The organism is Neisseria sp. RH3002v2f (assembly GCF_014596375.1).
GTDB lineage: Bacteria > Pseudomonadota > Gammaproteobacteria > Burkholderiales > Neisseriaceae > Neisseria > Neisseria cinerea.
Genome location: NZ_MAYZ01000022.1, coordinates 158,054 through 172,104 on the forward strand (window position 1 = coordinate 158,054; position 14,051 = coordinate 172,104).

General features: G+C 48.1%; 13 protein-coding genes. 3 read left to right on the forward strand and 10 right to left on the reverse strand.

Going from position 1 to position 14,051, the window contains the following annotated elements:
• Window positions 1–61: 61 nt before the first annotated feature.
• Both BBW69_RS06945 and BBW69_RS06950 read right to left on the reverse strand, forming a co-directional pair.
• Window positions 62–1,402 carry a DUF3482 domain-containing protein gene (locus BBW69_RS06945; protein ID WP_188210845.1) on the reverse strand — a complete coding sequence of 447 codons (1,341 nt, stop codon included), beginning with the start codon at window positions 1,400–1,402 and terminating at the stop codon, window positions 62–64.
• Window positions 1,403–1,476: 74 nt separating this feature from the next.
• Entirely contained in the window at window positions 1,477–2,817 is a 1,341-nt protein-coding gene (locus BBW69_RS06950; RefSeq protein ID WP_188210846.1) for a DUF2868 domain-containing protein, read from the reverse strand.
• 144 nt (window positions 2,818–2,961) lie between these two features.
• Between BBW69_RS06950 and BBW69_RS06955 the strand changes: the two genes are divergently transcribed.
• Window positions 2,962–3,588, forward strand: a complete 627-nt coding sequence (locus BBW69_RS06955; RefSeq protein ID WP_107859681.1) for a hemolysin III family protein — start codon at window positions 2,962–2,964, stop codon at window positions 3,586–3,588.
• 63 nt (window positions 3,589–3,651) lie between these two features.
• Here BBW69_RS06955 and BBW69_RS06960 read toward each other — a convergent pair whose 3' ends face one another.
• Window positions 3,652–5,070: a sodium:alanine symporter family protein gene (locus tag BBW69_RS06960; protein WP_188210847.1), complete on the reverse strand. Its 1,419-nt coding sequence runs from the start codon at window positions 5,068–5,070 to the stop codon at window positions 3,652–3,654.
• 323 nt (window positions 5,071–5,393) lie between these two features.
• Here BBW69_RS06960 and BBW69_RS06965 point away from each other — a divergent pair, with 323 nt between their 5' ends.
• On the forward strand, window positions 5,394–6,122 hold the full coding sequence (locus BBW69_RS06965) for a YebC/PmpR family DNA-binding transcriptional regulator (RefSeq protein ID WP_002238219.1): 729 nt from the start codon (window positions 5,394–5,396) through the stop codon (window positions 6,120–6,122).
• A 56-nt stretch (window positions 6,123–6,178) separates the two neighbouring features.
• Here the strand turns inward: BBW69_RS06965 and BBW69_RS06970 are convergent, their stop codons facing one another.
• The gene (locus tag BBW69_RS06970; RefSeq protein ID WP_188210848.1) at window positions 6,179–6,667 is read right to left on the reverse strand and encodes a disulfide bond formation protein B; all 489 of its coding nucleotides are present in this window, start codon (window positions 6,665–6,667) and stop codon (window positions 6,179–6,181) included.
• 784 nt (window positions 6,668–7,451) lie between these two features.
• A complete protein-coding gene (locus BBW69_RS06975) occupies window positions 7,452–7,916 on the reverse strand; it encodes a winged helix-turn-helix transcriptional regulator (protein WP_107859678.1) in 465 nt (154 codons plus the stop codon).
• A gap of 224 nt (window positions 7,917–8,140) precedes the next feature.
• Here BBW69_RS06975 and alr point away from each other — a divergent pair, with 224 nt between their 5' ends.
• Window positions 8,141–9,199: an alanine racemase gene (gene alr, locus BBW69_RS06980; RefSeq protein WP_107859677.1), complete on the forward strand. Its 1,059-nt coding sequence runs from the start codon at window positions 8,141–8,143 to the stop codon at window positions 9,197–9,199.
• Between the two features lie 60 nt (window positions 9,200–9,259).
• Here alr and BBW69_RS06985 read toward each other — a convergent pair whose 3' ends face one another.
• The 5 genes from BBW69_RS06985 to prmB form a co-directional block, all read right to left on the reverse strand.
• Entirely contained in the window at window positions 9,260–10,618 is a 1,359-nt protein-coding gene (locus BBW69_RS06985; RefSeq protein WP_188210849.1) for a PFL family protein, read from the reverse strand.
• Window positions 10,619–10,672: 54 nt separating this feature from the next.
• Complete coding sequence (locus BBW69_RS06990; protein WP_188210850.1) at window positions 10,673–11,491, reverse strand: NYN domain-containing protein; 819 nt, start codon at window positions 11,489–11,491, stop codon at window positions 10,673–10,675.
• 19 nt (window positions 11,492–11,510) lie between these two features.
• Window positions 11,511–11,783, reverse strand: coding sequence for an ACT domain-containing protein (locus BBW69_RS06995; protein WP_003680574.1), 273 nt, complete (start codon window positions 11,781–11,783; stop codon window positions 11,511–11,513).
• Window positions 11,784–11,911: 128 nt separating this feature from the next.
• Complete coding sequence (locus tag BBW69_RS07000; protein WP_107996524.1) at window positions 11,912–12,649, reverse strand: toxin-antitoxin system YwqK family antitoxin; 738 nt, start codon at window positions 12,647–12,649, stop codon at window positions 11,912–11,914.
• A 152-nt stretch (window positions 12,650–12,801) separates the two neighbouring features.
• The gene (gene prmB / locus BBW69_RS07005) at window positions 12,802–13,701 is read right to left on the reverse strand and encodes a 50S ribosomal protein L3 N(5)-glutamine methyltransferase (RefSeq protein WP_167395548.1); all 900 of its coding nucleotides are present in this window, start codon (window positions 13,699–13,701) and stop codon (window positions 12,802–12,804) included.
• Window positions 13,702–14,051: the final 350 nt, after the last annotated feature.

The window sequence follows — 14,051 nt, forward strand, 5'->3', positions numbered from 1 at the left end:
ATCCTTCCTTGCTCCCCCTATTTTTAGAAAACCCCGACAAACAATAACGCTTCAGACGGCATTATTTGCCCGACAAACGTATTTGGAGTTTTTCCACATATTCCTCGCGTTCGGCGCGGCTGGTTTCGGGGAGATGGGTGTTGAGAGACGACCATTTCCACCTGCTGCGGGCTTTGTTGAGTTCGGAAGGGAGTTTGTCTGGTGTCCAGGGTGCTTTGCGGCTGTGCAACTCGACTTGCGATTGCGCCGCGTGGCCGCGCGTTTGCAGGATGTGGAGCAAATCGAGGGCGCGGGCGGCAAGCAGGGTCAGGGTTTCGGGATCGGTGTGTAAGGTTTGGCGGCCGTTGAGCTTGTCGGAAATGGTGCGGGTATTGGGCAGGATGCCGCCCAAAAAGCCGCCGATTGCCGTCCCCAATCCGAGCGAACCGCCGAGCGTGGCGATGTCCAGCCCCAATCCGATGAGTGCGCCGGTTGCCGCGCCCGTGCCGGTGCGGATGCCGTATTGTTTGAGCAATTCGCTGTCGAACGGGTCTTGATGGAAGGCTTTGGGCACCCAGTCGCCGCCGTCGATTTCACTGTGGTAGAAGCGGTAAAGGGAAAACAGCCGCTGCTGCATCTGCCGTTCGAGCTGGCGTATTTCCGCCTGCATGGTTTGCAGGACGGGCGCGGGGTCGTCGTTTTCGCCAATTTCCTGCGCGAAGGCGGCAACGTCGAGCAGGAAACCTGCGATTTCGTGTCGCGCTTCTTTATCCAAACGCGTCCATTCGCGGCGGCGGGAAGCAATCAGGCGGTCGATGACTTCGTGCTGCGGCAACATGGTGGCAAGCTTGTTCCAAAGGTTCAATTCGCCTTCAAAATCGAATGCGACGGTGTCGAATCCTGCGAAAACGTGCAAGTTTCTCCGTGCCAGCATGGTCGTCCACGCTTCGGGAAGCTGTCCGCCGGTAAAGTTGAACACGGGCATAACCGGTTTGGCACACCATGAAAGGATGGTCAATTCATCCCGATATTTGTCGAGGACGGGTTCACGCGCGTCGATGACGTACAACGCCATGTCGCTTTGCAGAAGCTGCCGCAGCACTTTGGCTTCTTGGTTGAAATCATGATGCGCGCCGTCGCTGTCGAGGAACTTTTGCAGCCGCTCGATACCGTCGGCGCGTGCTTCCGTATGGGTTTCAAGCCAGTCCAAAACGCCGCCCGCGTCTTCGAGCCCGGGCGTATCGTACAGGTACAGCAGCGTGTCGGTGCCGTCGGTAATCGCTGCTTCTTCGACATGGCGCGTGGTGGACGGGGCATTTTTGACTTCGCCGAAGCCGCTGTCGCGCAACAGGGTGCGCAGGAGCGAGGTTTTGCCGGTATTGGTATGCCCGACGACGGCAAGGGAAAGGGGTTGTTTGTTCATGATGTTTTTTGAAGAATGGATTTTCAGACGGCCTTTTTTCAGAATGGCGGCTTAACAGAACATTTCAAGTGATTTTATTGGTCTTTCAGACGACCTTCCTGCGCCGCCTTGTCAGGTTCCAACCATGCCACGTCGCACTCTGCCAGCGCATTACGCCAATGGTTCAATGTTTCGGACAGGTCGTCTGAAAGCGCACGTTCCGTCAAAAGCTGCACCACCGCGCCTCCCTGCGCCGCTTCCGAGAGTCGGACAATCTGCCGCAACACGCCTCGGTCGGGGACGGTTTCCGCGCGTACGCCGATGAGAAGCTGGGCGGGTTTCTGTTTCAACTCGGCTTCCAAAGCGGCCACCTCTTCCCGATTCGCCGCTACGCCTTTATCCAGCCATTCTTGCGCCAGCCTGCCCGTAAACCATGTGCTTTCGTGCCATTCGGTTTCCAGCATGACTGCCCACTTGGGCGCGTCGTTTAAAGTGATTTTCGGAGAAACGGCGGACACGGTTTCCCGACGCGTATCCGCATCGACGATTTTGTTCTGCCAACGGCGGATGACCGCCTGATAATAAGGCTTCTCCAAATCTAACTTGCTTTGGCTTGTTTTTAAAAAGATTTTGCATACCGCCCAAGCCAGCAGGCGCGGCAGGATGCCGTAGCAGGCTATGCTGCCGACCAACAAGCCCGACCACGCGCGCGCATCGGCGATATTGCCGTTCAGACGACCTTCGACCACCGCCTGCGCGTCCGGCGCAGGGAAACCGAGTTTCGACGGCAGCCACGCCAGCATTTCCACCGCGCGTACCGAAGCGGCATTGCTCAACAGCGTGCTTTCCCAGTTGAATGTATATTGCCGCACTAAAAGCAGCAGCAATACCGACACCAGCATCCCGCTCAGGGTACAAAGCCATAGACTGTGCGAAGTTGCGCCGGCGATCCAACGCGCCGAAGGCTGCCGCCATTCGTCCGCATACAGCCGAAACACCGCCTGATTGACGGGATCTTTACCCCGAAACCACGTCGCCGGACTGCTGAAAAACCGCCCCACTTTCACGCGCAGGAACAGCGATGCCAACCATACCGCCAACATCAGCGTATTCATGCCCAACACGCCCGCCAAAATCAGGAAGAAATTCAGCCCTTGGCTGTCCATCAGAAGATACGCGCCGGAAAAACCGGTAAAAAATGTAAACATCGCTGCTGCCAGCCACAACCAAAACGAACCGGAGCGAACATTTTCCAAAGTATGCCTCAACGTTCGATTTCGGTCGATAATCTCGGCACGGCGTATCATTTTTTCTCCGATACTGCCTTCTATACTGCACAGCGCTTCCGTTGCCTGAACAGGATCGCCGCTGAAAATATAACCGTTTTCTTCCAAGATGCGGACCAGCTCAACCAGTTTTTGGGAAGGATTCAACATAAAATGCCGTCTGAAAAGAAGAAAACGAGATTCTAACACAAGCATTTTCGAGAATATGCAGAATGTAGGCAAAGAGTAAATCCCAGACAAAGGCAAAGATATCGGCGTAAACTGGCTGCCTCTGTCCAATCGGAAGGTTATGCGATGTATCCAGGCGAACGCTTCAATACTTACAGCCATTTGAGCGGTTTGGTTTTAGCTGCAGCAGGTTTGGTCATGATGCTGCTTAAGGCCGAAGAATACGGCGACGGCTACCGTACCTTCAGCGTATCCGTTTACGGCATCAGCCTTTTCCTGCTGTATTTGAGCTCTTCCCTGTATCACGGAATCAAAGCCGGAAGGCTGAAAAGCATTCTGAAAAAAGTCGATCATTGTATGATTTATGTGCTTATTGCCGGAAGCTACACACCGTTTGCACTGGTCTCTTTACGAAACGGGCCGGGCTGGACGGTATTTTTGCTGTCATGGCTGCTAGCGGTTGCAGGCATCATCCAAGAACTCACTTTAGGGCGGAAAAGTGAAAAACGACTGCTGTCTATTGTGATTTATGTCGTTATGGGTTGGATGGTTTTAGCGGTGATGAAAACCCTGACCGCCTCCCTCCCGGCAGCAGGGCTGGTTTGGCTGGCAGCAGGCGGAATACTGTACAGTATCGGCATTTACTGGTTTGTAAACGATAAAAAAATCAGACACGGACACGGCATCTGGCATTTATTCGTACTAGGCGGCAGCATCACCCAATTTATCAGCGTATACGGTTACGTCATATAAAATGCCGTCTGAAAAACAAAACCTCCCAACCTTGGCAGTTGGGAGGCTTTTTATTTTCCGGCATCAGCCCTTATCGTGAAACTCGTGAAATTCATACTGATAAGACAAACCCCGGCCGGACTTTTCCTGCGCCAGATAATCATCATAAATGGCGCGGATTTCCTTACGCAGCAAGAACAGGGCAATCAAGTTGGGGATAACCATAAAACCGTTGAACATATCCGACAGACTCCAAACCAAATCGACTTTACCCAACGTACCCAAGACAATGGCAAACAGAACCAACGCACGGTAAATACCCAGATGCCTGCCGCGGAACAGAAAGCGGATGTTGGACTCACCGAAATAATACCAACCGATAATAGTGGTAAAGGCAAAGAAAGTCAGACATACCGCAAGCAATTGCGAACCGAATCCCGGGAAGGCCTTATTAAAGGCAAACTGAGTAACCGCCGCGCCCTGTCCGCTTGAAAGGTTGGCATCAGTCAACAAGATAATCAACGCCGTAGCCGTACACACCAAAATCGTATCGATAAACACACCGACAAATGCCGCCATACCTTGTTGGACAGGGTGTTTCACATCCGCGGTTGCATGTGCATGCGGGGTAGAACCCATCCCCGCCTCATTGGAAAACAGGCCGCGCGCCACGCCAAAACGTATCGCTTCGCGCATACCGATACCTGCAGCACCGCCCAATACCGCTTCAGGATTAAAGGCGGAAACAAAAATATGGTTGAGCATAGGTATGATATGGTCTGAAAATTCAAACAAAATCACCACCGCGCACAAAATATAGACAACCGCCATAAACGGCACGACAAACTGGGCAATATTGGCAATACGGTTTACACCGCCGATGACAATCATGCCGGTAAAGACGGCAAGCACAATGCCTACCGTCAGCGAAGGCACACCAAACGCAATATTAACTGCAGAAGCAATGGAATTGGCCTGTGTCGCATTACCGATAAAGCCCAATGCGATAATCAACGCAATGGAAAAGAAACCAGACAAAAAACGCGCCGCGCCGCGACCAATTTTCGGAGTCAGGCCGTGCGTAATATAAAACGCCGGTCCGCCGATATATTTGCCGTGGCTGACCACCCGATATTTCTGCGCGAGCAGGGCTTCGGCAAAAATCGTGGACATCCCCAAAGCAGCGGAAATCCACATCCAAAAAATCGCTCCCGGCCCGCCTGCGGTGATAGCGGTCGCCACGCCGGCGACATTGCCCGTACCGATTTGCGCGGATATGGCAACCGCAAGCGCCTGAAACTGCGATAAGGACTTATCGTCTTTATCCCTTTTGGCAAACAAACCGCCGAATACGGATTTAAACCCCGCGCCAAACTTCAAAATCTGAGGCGCACCAAGATACAGCGTAAAAAACAGGCCGATACCCAAAAGCGCATAAATCAACAGGTAGTCCCAAAGGAACCGATTGACTGTACCCACCAGAACAGACAATATATTTTCCATAAAATAACCTTACATTACGATTAAAACAATCGCTTATCCCAAAAGTGCCAACGGGCAACACGGCGAGCAGGCCGCGTTTATCATACCGCCCCAATTGTCAACAATCGGAATAAAGCAGAGCCATCATACCGTAAAACAACGCCAATTAAAATATTTCCTTGTTTTCAAGTGAAAACCTGCATCCCCTTCCCCATTTCAGATGAAGACAATATGAGTCGGAGTGATATAGGGCAGAATATTTTGGGCGGTTGCAACTTATGTTAAAATGCACGTCTAAAAATCCGATAAAGCGGATTAATTATTTGAAATATGAAAGGAAATCTATGGCAGGCCATAGCAAGTGGGCGAATATCCAGCATAAAAAAGCCCGTCAAGATGCCAAACGTGGCAAAATCTTCACCCGTTTAATCAAAGAAATCACCGTTGCGGCGCGTATGGGCGGCGGAGATCCCGGTGCCAACCCGCGCCTGCGCCTGGCTCTGGAAAAAGCAGCCGAAAACAATATGCCCAAAGACAACGTACAACGTGCCATCGACAAAGGTACGGGCAACTTAGAGGGTGTGGAATACATCGAATTGCGCTACGAAGGCTACGGCATCGGCGGTGCAGCGCTGATGGTGGACTGCCTGACCGACAACAAAACCCGCACCGTTGCAGACGTACGCCATGCGTTCACCAAAAACGGCGGCAACTTGGGTACCGACGGCTGCGTAGCGTTCAACTTCGTACATCAAGGTTATTTGGTATTTGAACCCGGCGTTGATGAAGACGCGCTGATGGAAGCGGCTTTGGAAGCCGGTGCAGAAGACGTGGTTGCCAACGACGACGGTTCCATCGAGGTCATCACCGCGCCAAACGATTGGGCGGGCGTGAAATCCGCTCTCGAAGCAGCGGGTTACAAATCCGTTGACGGCGACGTAACCATGCGCGCTCAAAACGAAACTGAACTCTCCGGCGACGATGCCGTCAAAATGCAGAAGCTGATTGACGCGCTGGAAGATTTAGACGACGTACAAGACGTTTATACTTCTGCCGTACTGAATTTAGACTGATACCGTATAGCACAAGCATCCGACAATGCCGTCTGAACCTTTCAGACGGCATTGATTTATTTAGCCCTTGCCCACGCCCACCAAACCGTCAGGACAACCGCCAGAAAATACACCACACTCCAAACAGGCAAAGCGACCCCCAGCAGATAATCCGGTTCAGCACAATTTCCGAACCCGCGCACAACAGGCTCGAACCAATCAAACAAAGGCCAGCCCTTCAATCGAAACGTCCACGGCGCACCGCACGAAGGAGCCGTACCCGGCGGCAGCGACTGCAGCCACAACTGATATGCCGCAACAGCCGCGCCCGTAACGGCAGGAATACTGATAAACACTGCGCCTGACAGTCCGCCCACCCTGCCCTTAGGCTTACACGCCAGCACAATTGCCGCACATAATGCGGTTGCCAAGACGCACAACCGCTGGCTGATACACAAAACACAAGGGTCCATGCCCAAAACATACTGCGCCGCCAAAGAGCCGGCGAAAGCGCAAACCGAGACGGCAAACAGCAGCCAAACGGTTTTTTTAAATAACGGGTTCATTTTCTCAACACATCAATCAAAATACCGATACACCGATTTTGCTGGATATATTCCGAGATGGCAAGGGACGCATAAAAATCAGTGCAGGTGCAGACAATTTCGGTTTTCTCTAATATGTACAAGACCTGACAAGGGACAAAACGGCGATTTGCTCCGCTCAATACCGACAAGGAAATACCGAGGAATTTAGATTTGGCAAACTTAATGAATGAAAAACAACAGCCGATAAAGAAAAGGCAAAAGTTTATTTCAATGAAGTGCGTATGATTTTCTTGAAACAAACGGATTGATAAGTTTTTGGAGAAATTTGTTCCCCGTTAGTCATCGGGTAAGATTTTTTGCCGAATTCGAATCAGGCGGGTAAATTTTCAGAAAATAATTGACAGCAAGTAAGAAACGGCGGATAATTACCGCCGTTGAGTTGCTTGATGCAGCTTGATTTTTCTCCTCTATTTCTCCTTTGTAGACTTGGCGCACGCTTAAACAAGCTGTGCGCGTTTTTTTATCCCGTCCTCTCTTGAAGTTTAATTACTTTTATCGTTTGGATTTCTATTCTTTAAGAAATTTAACAAGAAAAAACTTGCCTTTTATGACTGATAACGGCATAATTTACCCCGTTAGCTGGTTCGAGTAGTCAGTTAATAGTTTCTCCTCTATTTCTCCTTTGTAGACTTGGCACACATTCTATTGAATGTGTGCATTTTTTATCTAAAACTACAACCCACCATACGTTTTGTTGTTATATTTCATTCAGGTGTCAAACTACATAGCCAGCCTGAAATATTCAATCCAAATCCAACACCGTATTTTCTTTGACTTCTTCCATCACGACATAACTCCTGCTCTCAGATGCTGCAGGAAGTTGTAACAAAATATTGCCGAGCATATCGCGGTAAGCCGACATATCGTGTAAGCGGACTTTAATCAGATAATCATACTCCCCCGATACCAGATGGCACTCCATAATCTGCGGTATTTTCAATACTTCCTTTTTAAAGTCTTCAAAGATGTTGCCCGACTTGGATTGTAATTTCAGTTCGACGAAAACCAACAACGGTTTGCCCAATAAATGAGGATTGAGATGTGCATGATAACCCGTAATATAATGCTCCCGCTCCAAACGGCGTACCCGTTCGGTAACCGGAGTAGTAGACAATCCTACTTTCTCGGCAAGCTCCGTCATGGGAATACGGGCATTTTTCTGCAGGATCTTGAGGATACGGAAATCAATCTTATCTAACTCTTTCATTTGTCTTTACCTTATTGTTTATTATTGATTTTAATGGTTTGGATACTGATAAGGAAAGACAATTATATCAGGAAAACACAAGCCTCCTTTCCCTATGGCAAACCCAACCCTACCTCCGGAGAGTACGGTTCTTTAATATTTTAAAAGCCTTGCCGTTGGATTATAATCCCCTAACCGATTTCTTAATTTTGCTAATAAACACTTGTTTGGTAAGGAATGAATTTATGCGCCCTTTGAACGTGCAGATCAGGTTGGGCAACCTTAGGCACAATTATCAGATTTTAAAGGAAATGCACGGAGGCAAACTGTTGGCGGTAGTGAAGGCCGACGCATACGGACACGGTGCGGTCAGATGTGCTTTCGCGCTGGCAGACTTGGCAGATGGTTTCGCAGTGGCCACAATCGATGAGGGAATCAAGCTGCGGGAGAGCGGCATTACCAATCCGATTGTCCTTTTAGAAGGCGTATTTGAAGCATCAGAGTATGAAGCGGTCGAACAATACTCGCTCTGGCCGGCAGTCGGAAACCAATGGCAGCTTGAGGCTTTGCTTTCCCGTCATTGGAAAAAACCTGTCAAGGTCTGGTTGAAAATGGATTCGGGGATGCACCGTACCGGATTTTTCCCTCATGATTACGCTTCGGCATACGCAGCATTGAAACAGTCGGAATATGTGGACAGTATTGTCAAGTTCTCGCATTTCTCCTGTGCGGACGAACCCGAAAGCGGCATGACGGAAATACAGATGGAAGCATTCGATTTGGGTACGAAAGGGCTGGAAGGCGAAGAAAGCCTTGCCAATTCGGCGGCTATTTTGAATATCCCCGAAGCACGCAGGGATTGGGGGCGCGCGGGCTTGGCGTTATACGGCATTTCCCCGTTCGGAGGCAGCGATGACAGGCTGAAACCCGTGATGAGGCTTTCCACCCGTATTTTCGGCGAACGCGTTTTACAGCCGCACTCCCCTATCGGTTATGGCGCAACATTTTATACCAGTAAATCTACGCGCGTCGGCCTGATTGCCTGCGGTTATGCGGACGGTTATCCGCGCCGTGCTCCAACCAACTCCCCCGTAGCCGTCGACGGTAAATTGACCCGGGTCATCGGCAGGGTCTCTATGGATATGATGACCATCGAGCTGGATGCTTCGCAAGAAGGTTTGGGTCATGAAGTCGAACTGTGGGGCGATACGGTCAATATCAATACCGTTGCCGAAGCAGCCGGAACCATTCCTTACGAATTAATGTGCAATATAAAACGTGCAAAATTCACTTATATTGAATAAATGAACTAAAAAAGAAATGCCGTCTGAAGTGTTTCAGACGGCATTTTTAATATACGGCAATCAGTTTTTCATCGATTGAACCGGTGCAGGAATCCTGCCGCCGCGGTTAACGAACACTTCGCAGGAACCTTCTTTAACCGGCATCACAGGCGCATAGCCCAACAGGCCGCCGAACTCGACGCTGTCACCGACGGTTTTGCCCGTTACCGGAATAATGCGCACAGCGGTGGTTTTGCTGTTGATCATGCCGATGGCGGCTTCGTCGGCGATGATGCCGGAAATGGTATGAGTAGGCGTATCGCCGGGAACGGCAATCATGTCCAGCCCGACCGAGCAGACGGCGGTCATCGCTTCGAGTTTGTCCAGCGTCAGTACGCCTGCTTCGGCGGCGGCAATCATACCTTCGTCTTCGGAAACGGGAATAAACGCGCCGCTCAAACCACCGACCGCGCTGGAAGCCATCATACCGCCTTTTTTCACGGCATCGTTCAACAATGCCAAGGCAGCCGTCGTGCCGTGCGTACCGCAGACACTCAAGCCCATTTCTTCAAGGATGCGCGCCACCGAGTCGCCGACGGCAGGGGTCGGTGCCAGCGACAAATCAAGAATACCGAACGGAATGCCCAGTATTTTCGAGGCTTCGCGGCCGATGAGTTCGCCCACGCGGGTGATTTTGAAGGCGGTTTTCTTCACAACTTCGGCGACTTCGGTCAGGCTGACCGCGTCCGAATTTTCCAGTGCAGCTTTGACCACGCCTGGGCCGGATACGCCGACATTGATAACGGCATCCGCTTCGCCCGAACCGTGAAACGCGCCCGCCATAAACGGATTGTCTTCCACCGCGTTACAGAATACGACGATTTTGGCGCAGCCAAAACCTTCGGGCGTGATTGCCGCCGTGCGTTTGATCGTTTCGCCCGCCAGTCTGACCGCGTCCATATTGATGCCCGCGCGTGTGCTGCCGATATTGATGGAGCTGCACACGATGTCGGTCGTCTTCATTGCTTCAGGAATGGAGCGGATTAACACCTCGTCTGAAGGCGACATGCCTTTTTGTACCAGCGCGGAAAAGCCGCCGATAAAAGACACGCCGATGGCTTTAGCTGCCTTATCCAAAGTCTGCGCCACGCTGACGTAAGAATCGGCTTTGGTCGCCGCCGCAATTTGGGCAATCGGCGTGACGGAAATACGCTGATTCACAATCGGCACGCCGTATTTGGCGGACAGATGTTTCGCCGTAGCGACTAAATCTTTGCCGACAGTAGTGATTTTGTTGTAAATGTTTTGGTTCAATACATTAATATCGCTGCTGATGCAGTCGTGCAAATCAATACCTATGGTAATGGTGCGGACGTCGAAATGCTGGTCGGCAACCATTTTGACAGTTTCAAGTATCTCGCTACTGTGGAAATTGTTCATGGGCTTCAACCTTTCTTACGGGTCATCTGAAGAATATTTTCAGACGGCCTCCAATTAGACTTTAAGCTTGACATACATATGCTCTTGCGTGCCGTCGGCAGTTTTTCGCATTTCGTAATCAAACACATCAGAATATTTTTTCACTAAATCGGTAAATTTCTTACACCCGTAATTACGTGGGTCAAAATCTACCTGCAAGCGTTTCCACGTAGCACCGAATGCAGTCATAGCCATCCATTCACTTTCCGCATGTTCGAAAATTTTATGTATCGTCTCTAATGGTAATTTGTTCTCAAGTTGTTCGGCAATTTTCGGTTGAGCTTGAACATTCTCGGGTGAGACTGTTTGAATCTGTTTTTCTATTGGTTTCTGTGGTTTATCAATTACTGTGCCTTTTTTTGCGGGTTCAGGCATCAAGTTTTCTACATAGATAAATTGGCTGCACGCATTACGGAAAGCTTCAGGCGTTTGCTTTTTTCCGAAACCGTAAACTGTTACACCTTGTTCCTTCAATCGAATAGCTAGTGCAGTAAAGTCACTATCACTAGATACCAAACAAAAACCATCAAAACGGCCGGTATAGAGTAAATCCATCGCATCAATAATCATAAAACCGTCAGTGGCGTTTTTACCTGTGGTGTAGGCGAATTGCTGCATAGGTTTGATAGCATGTTCATTAATGACGGTTTTCCATTTGCCGTTGTCACCAACAAAGTTGCCATATATGCGTTTTGCCATCGCTTCACCGAATTTAGTTGTTTCTTCTAAAATCGCATCAATGGTTTGCGCTGACGCATTATCAGCATCAATTAAAACAGCCAGCCGTGCAGATTTCTCTTCAGCGACATTAAAACTAATTTTATTTTTTGACATAATTTTAGAATTCCTAAAATCAAATGCGGTGCATGGCTTGGAATATTTCTTCGTTTTGCATACGGATATCAAGCGCGAGTTTTTTGCTCTCTTCCGCAAACAAATCCAAGACTTCTTGACGCGATTTGGTGCATTTTGAAGTGTCCACCAAAATAATCATGGTAAAAAAATCATCCATCAGTTGTTGGCTGATGTTAAGAATATTGATTTGGTTTTCCGCTAAAATTTTGGAAACGTCGTACACAATGCCCACACGGTCTTTGCCGATGACGGTGATGACTGAATTATTCACGAAGCTTTCTCCTTGCAGATATTCATTTAAAGCCAAAATTATATACCACTGCTAAATTTTCAAGAAACAATGCCATCAATCTGCACATATAAGAATGCCGTCTGAATATATTTCAGACGGCATCAAATTTAGGGTTCGATTAAATAACCATCCTTATCCCACTGGGTTTTCCTAACCAACTTATCATCTTGATAAACAGCTTCGCTCTTTTTAGAACCATCTTCATACCACTCTAAGACTACTCCATTACGTTTATGATGATGGATAGACAGTTCCGAGAGTAATCGGCCGCTTTCATCCCATGTCAGAATCTTGGCTGGCTCATCATTAACCATGACCATTTCCGTCTTGATATTGCCATCAGCATACCATTGTTTCCATACGCCGTTTGCCTTATTCTGTTTAAACTGGATTTCGCTTTCCTTGCTGCCATTACGGTAATAGCGGTATCCCGTACCCTCACTCAAGCCATTTTTATAAGGCATAACTGCAGATTTTTTACCGTTCGGATACCAGTTGACCCATTCACCATCCGGTTTACCCTTACTGAAACTTCCCGTCATCTTTCTTTGACCATTAAAATGCCACAAAATCAACATGCCATTTTGCAGGTTAGGTACAAAAGATTTGATTTGTGTTGAAGCAACAATATAAGGTTCGGAATATTTCTTCATCGACGGATAATAAAAATCCTGAGCATGAGCAATACCAGACACCACACTATATTGCCTGATATAAGCCGCAGATGACATCGTTGCCGTCAGTTTCCCATGCTGATTAAAATAAACTGAATAAGTCTGCGCCGACAACGTAGCCGAAAAACTCAAAAGTACAATTGAAAATATAATCCGATATAACGTTTTCATTACAATAGCAATATAAAAATCAAAAAGTAAAGCAATTAACTTGTAAACAATATGGTAAAGGATTTATCAACCAACCGTCAAACCCAAGACAACACATAGTAAAAAATGCCGTCTGAAAACAAATCGTCTTCAGACGGCATTTTCCCTTCAACTCACTCTTCACCCAATAACTGTTCACGCGTCAACAGGAAAACAAAACCATCTCCTCCACTGGTTTCCAACCAAGTAAAAGGCAATTCCGGATACGCTGCTTCTAATACATCCCTGTTATGCCCGATTTCTACCAACAATACACCTTTAGGATTCAGAAACTTTGCAGCATTCAGAAGAATTTGTCTGGTTGCATCCAATCCGTCCTCACCACTACCCAATGCCAATTCCGGTTCATGTAAATACTCTTCAGGTAATAACTCAACCGATTCCGCATCAACATAAGGAGGATTGGAAACAATCAAATCATAAGTACCTTCCAATCCTTCAAACAAATCCGTATGAATAAGCTGGATGCGTTCTTCCAAACCATAATCTTCGACATTAATCCCTGCTACTTCCAAAGCATCCAAGCTCACATCAACCGCATCAATGTGCGCATCGGGATAGTGATGCGCCATCTGAATTGCGAGACATCCGCTTCCGGTACAAAGATCCAACGCATTATGCACCAACTCATCGTATTCTATCCAAGGACGAAGTCCGTCACCCAACAATTCATAAATAAAAGAACGAGGTATGATTACGCGCTCATCCACATAAAAATCAAACTCTCCCTGCCATGCCTGCTGCGTCAAATAAGCAGCAGGAATATGTTCAACGGCGCGTCGCTCAATAACCGCCAACACTTTCTCTTTTTCAGCTTTAAGTAATTTTGCATCAAGATAGGGATCAAGAACATCCAAAGGCAAATTTAACGTATGCAAAATTAAATAAGCTGCTTCATCATGAGCATTATCACTACCATGACCAAAAGAAAGTCCCTCTTCATTAAAACGACTGACTGCAAAACGCAAAATATCACGGATAGTCATTAATTCCTGTACCGCTTGAATAAACATAACATGAACCATTTCACATATAAACATCTAGAATTATAGCAGAAACAACAACTATGCCATTTTAAATCACCAAATAGCATTTAATCCGTACATTCAAATACAAGAAGCTGCTGAAAACATCAAAACAAAACATCCTTTCCTCTAGGAAAGGATAACACACTCTAACCTTTTATTTATTATTCTCATTCCTTCTAAATATCCTCAATATTCCTGAATATCCTCGACATTTTTTCCTGGCAAAGCAAAAACCCCCGGATATCCGGGGGTTTTCTGAATGGGTGTTTGGCAGTGACCTACTTTCGCATGGAAGAACCACACTATCATCGGCGCTGAGTCGTTTCACGGTCCTG

Excerpts from the sequence above, each read along its gene's own strand:
- alr (WP_107859677.1), top strand. The coding sequence starts at position 8,141 with ATGCGCCCTTTGAACGTGCAGATCAGGTTGGGCAACCTTAGGCACAAT.
- BBW69_RS06975 (WP_107859678.1), bottom strand. The coding sequence starts at position 7,916 with ATGAAAGAGTTAGATAAGATTGATTTCCGTATCCTCAAGATCCTGCAG.
- BBW69_RS06990 (WP_188210850.1), bottom strand. The coding sequence starts at position 11,491 with ATGTCAAAAAATAAAATTAGTTTTAATGTCGCTGAAGAGAAATCTGCA.
- prmB (WP_167395548.1), bottom strand. The coding sequence starts at position 13,701 with ATGTTTATTCAAGCGGTACAGGAATTAATGACTATCCGTGATATTTTG.
- BBW69_RS06985 (WP_188210849.1), bottom strand. The coding sequence starts at position 10,618 with ATGAACAATTTCCACAGTAGCGAGATACTTGAAACTGTCAAAATGGTT.
- BBW69_RS07000 (WP_107996524.1), bottom strand. The coding sequence starts at position 12,649 with ATGAAAACGTTATATCGGATTATATTTTCAATTGTACTTTTGAGTTTT.
- BBW69_RS06950 (WP_188210846.1), bottom strand. The coding sequence starts at position 2,817 with ATGTTGAATCCTTCCCAAAAACTGGTTGAGCTGGTCCGCATCTTGGAA.
- BBW69_RS06955 (WP_107859681.1), top strand. The coding sequence starts at position 2,962 with ATGTATCCAGGCGAACGCTTCAATACTTACAGCCATTTGAGCGGTTTG.
- BBW69_RS06945 (WP_188210845.1), bottom strand. The coding sequence starts at position 1,402 with ATGAACAAACAACCCCTTTCCCTTGCCGTCGTCGGGCATACCAATACC.
- BBW69_RS06970 (WP_188210848.1), bottom strand. The coding sequence starts at position 6,667 with ATGAACCCGTTATTTAAAAAAACCGTTTGGCTGCTGTTTGCCGTCTCG.
- BBW69_RS06965 (WP_002238219.1), top strand. The coding sequence starts at position 5,394 with ATGGCAGGCCATAGCAAGTGGGCGAATATCCAGCATAAAAAAGCCCGT.
- BBW69_RS06960 (WP_188210847.1), bottom strand. The coding sequence starts at position 5,070 with ATGGAAAATATATTGTCTGTTCTGGTGGGTACAGTCAATCGGTTCCTT.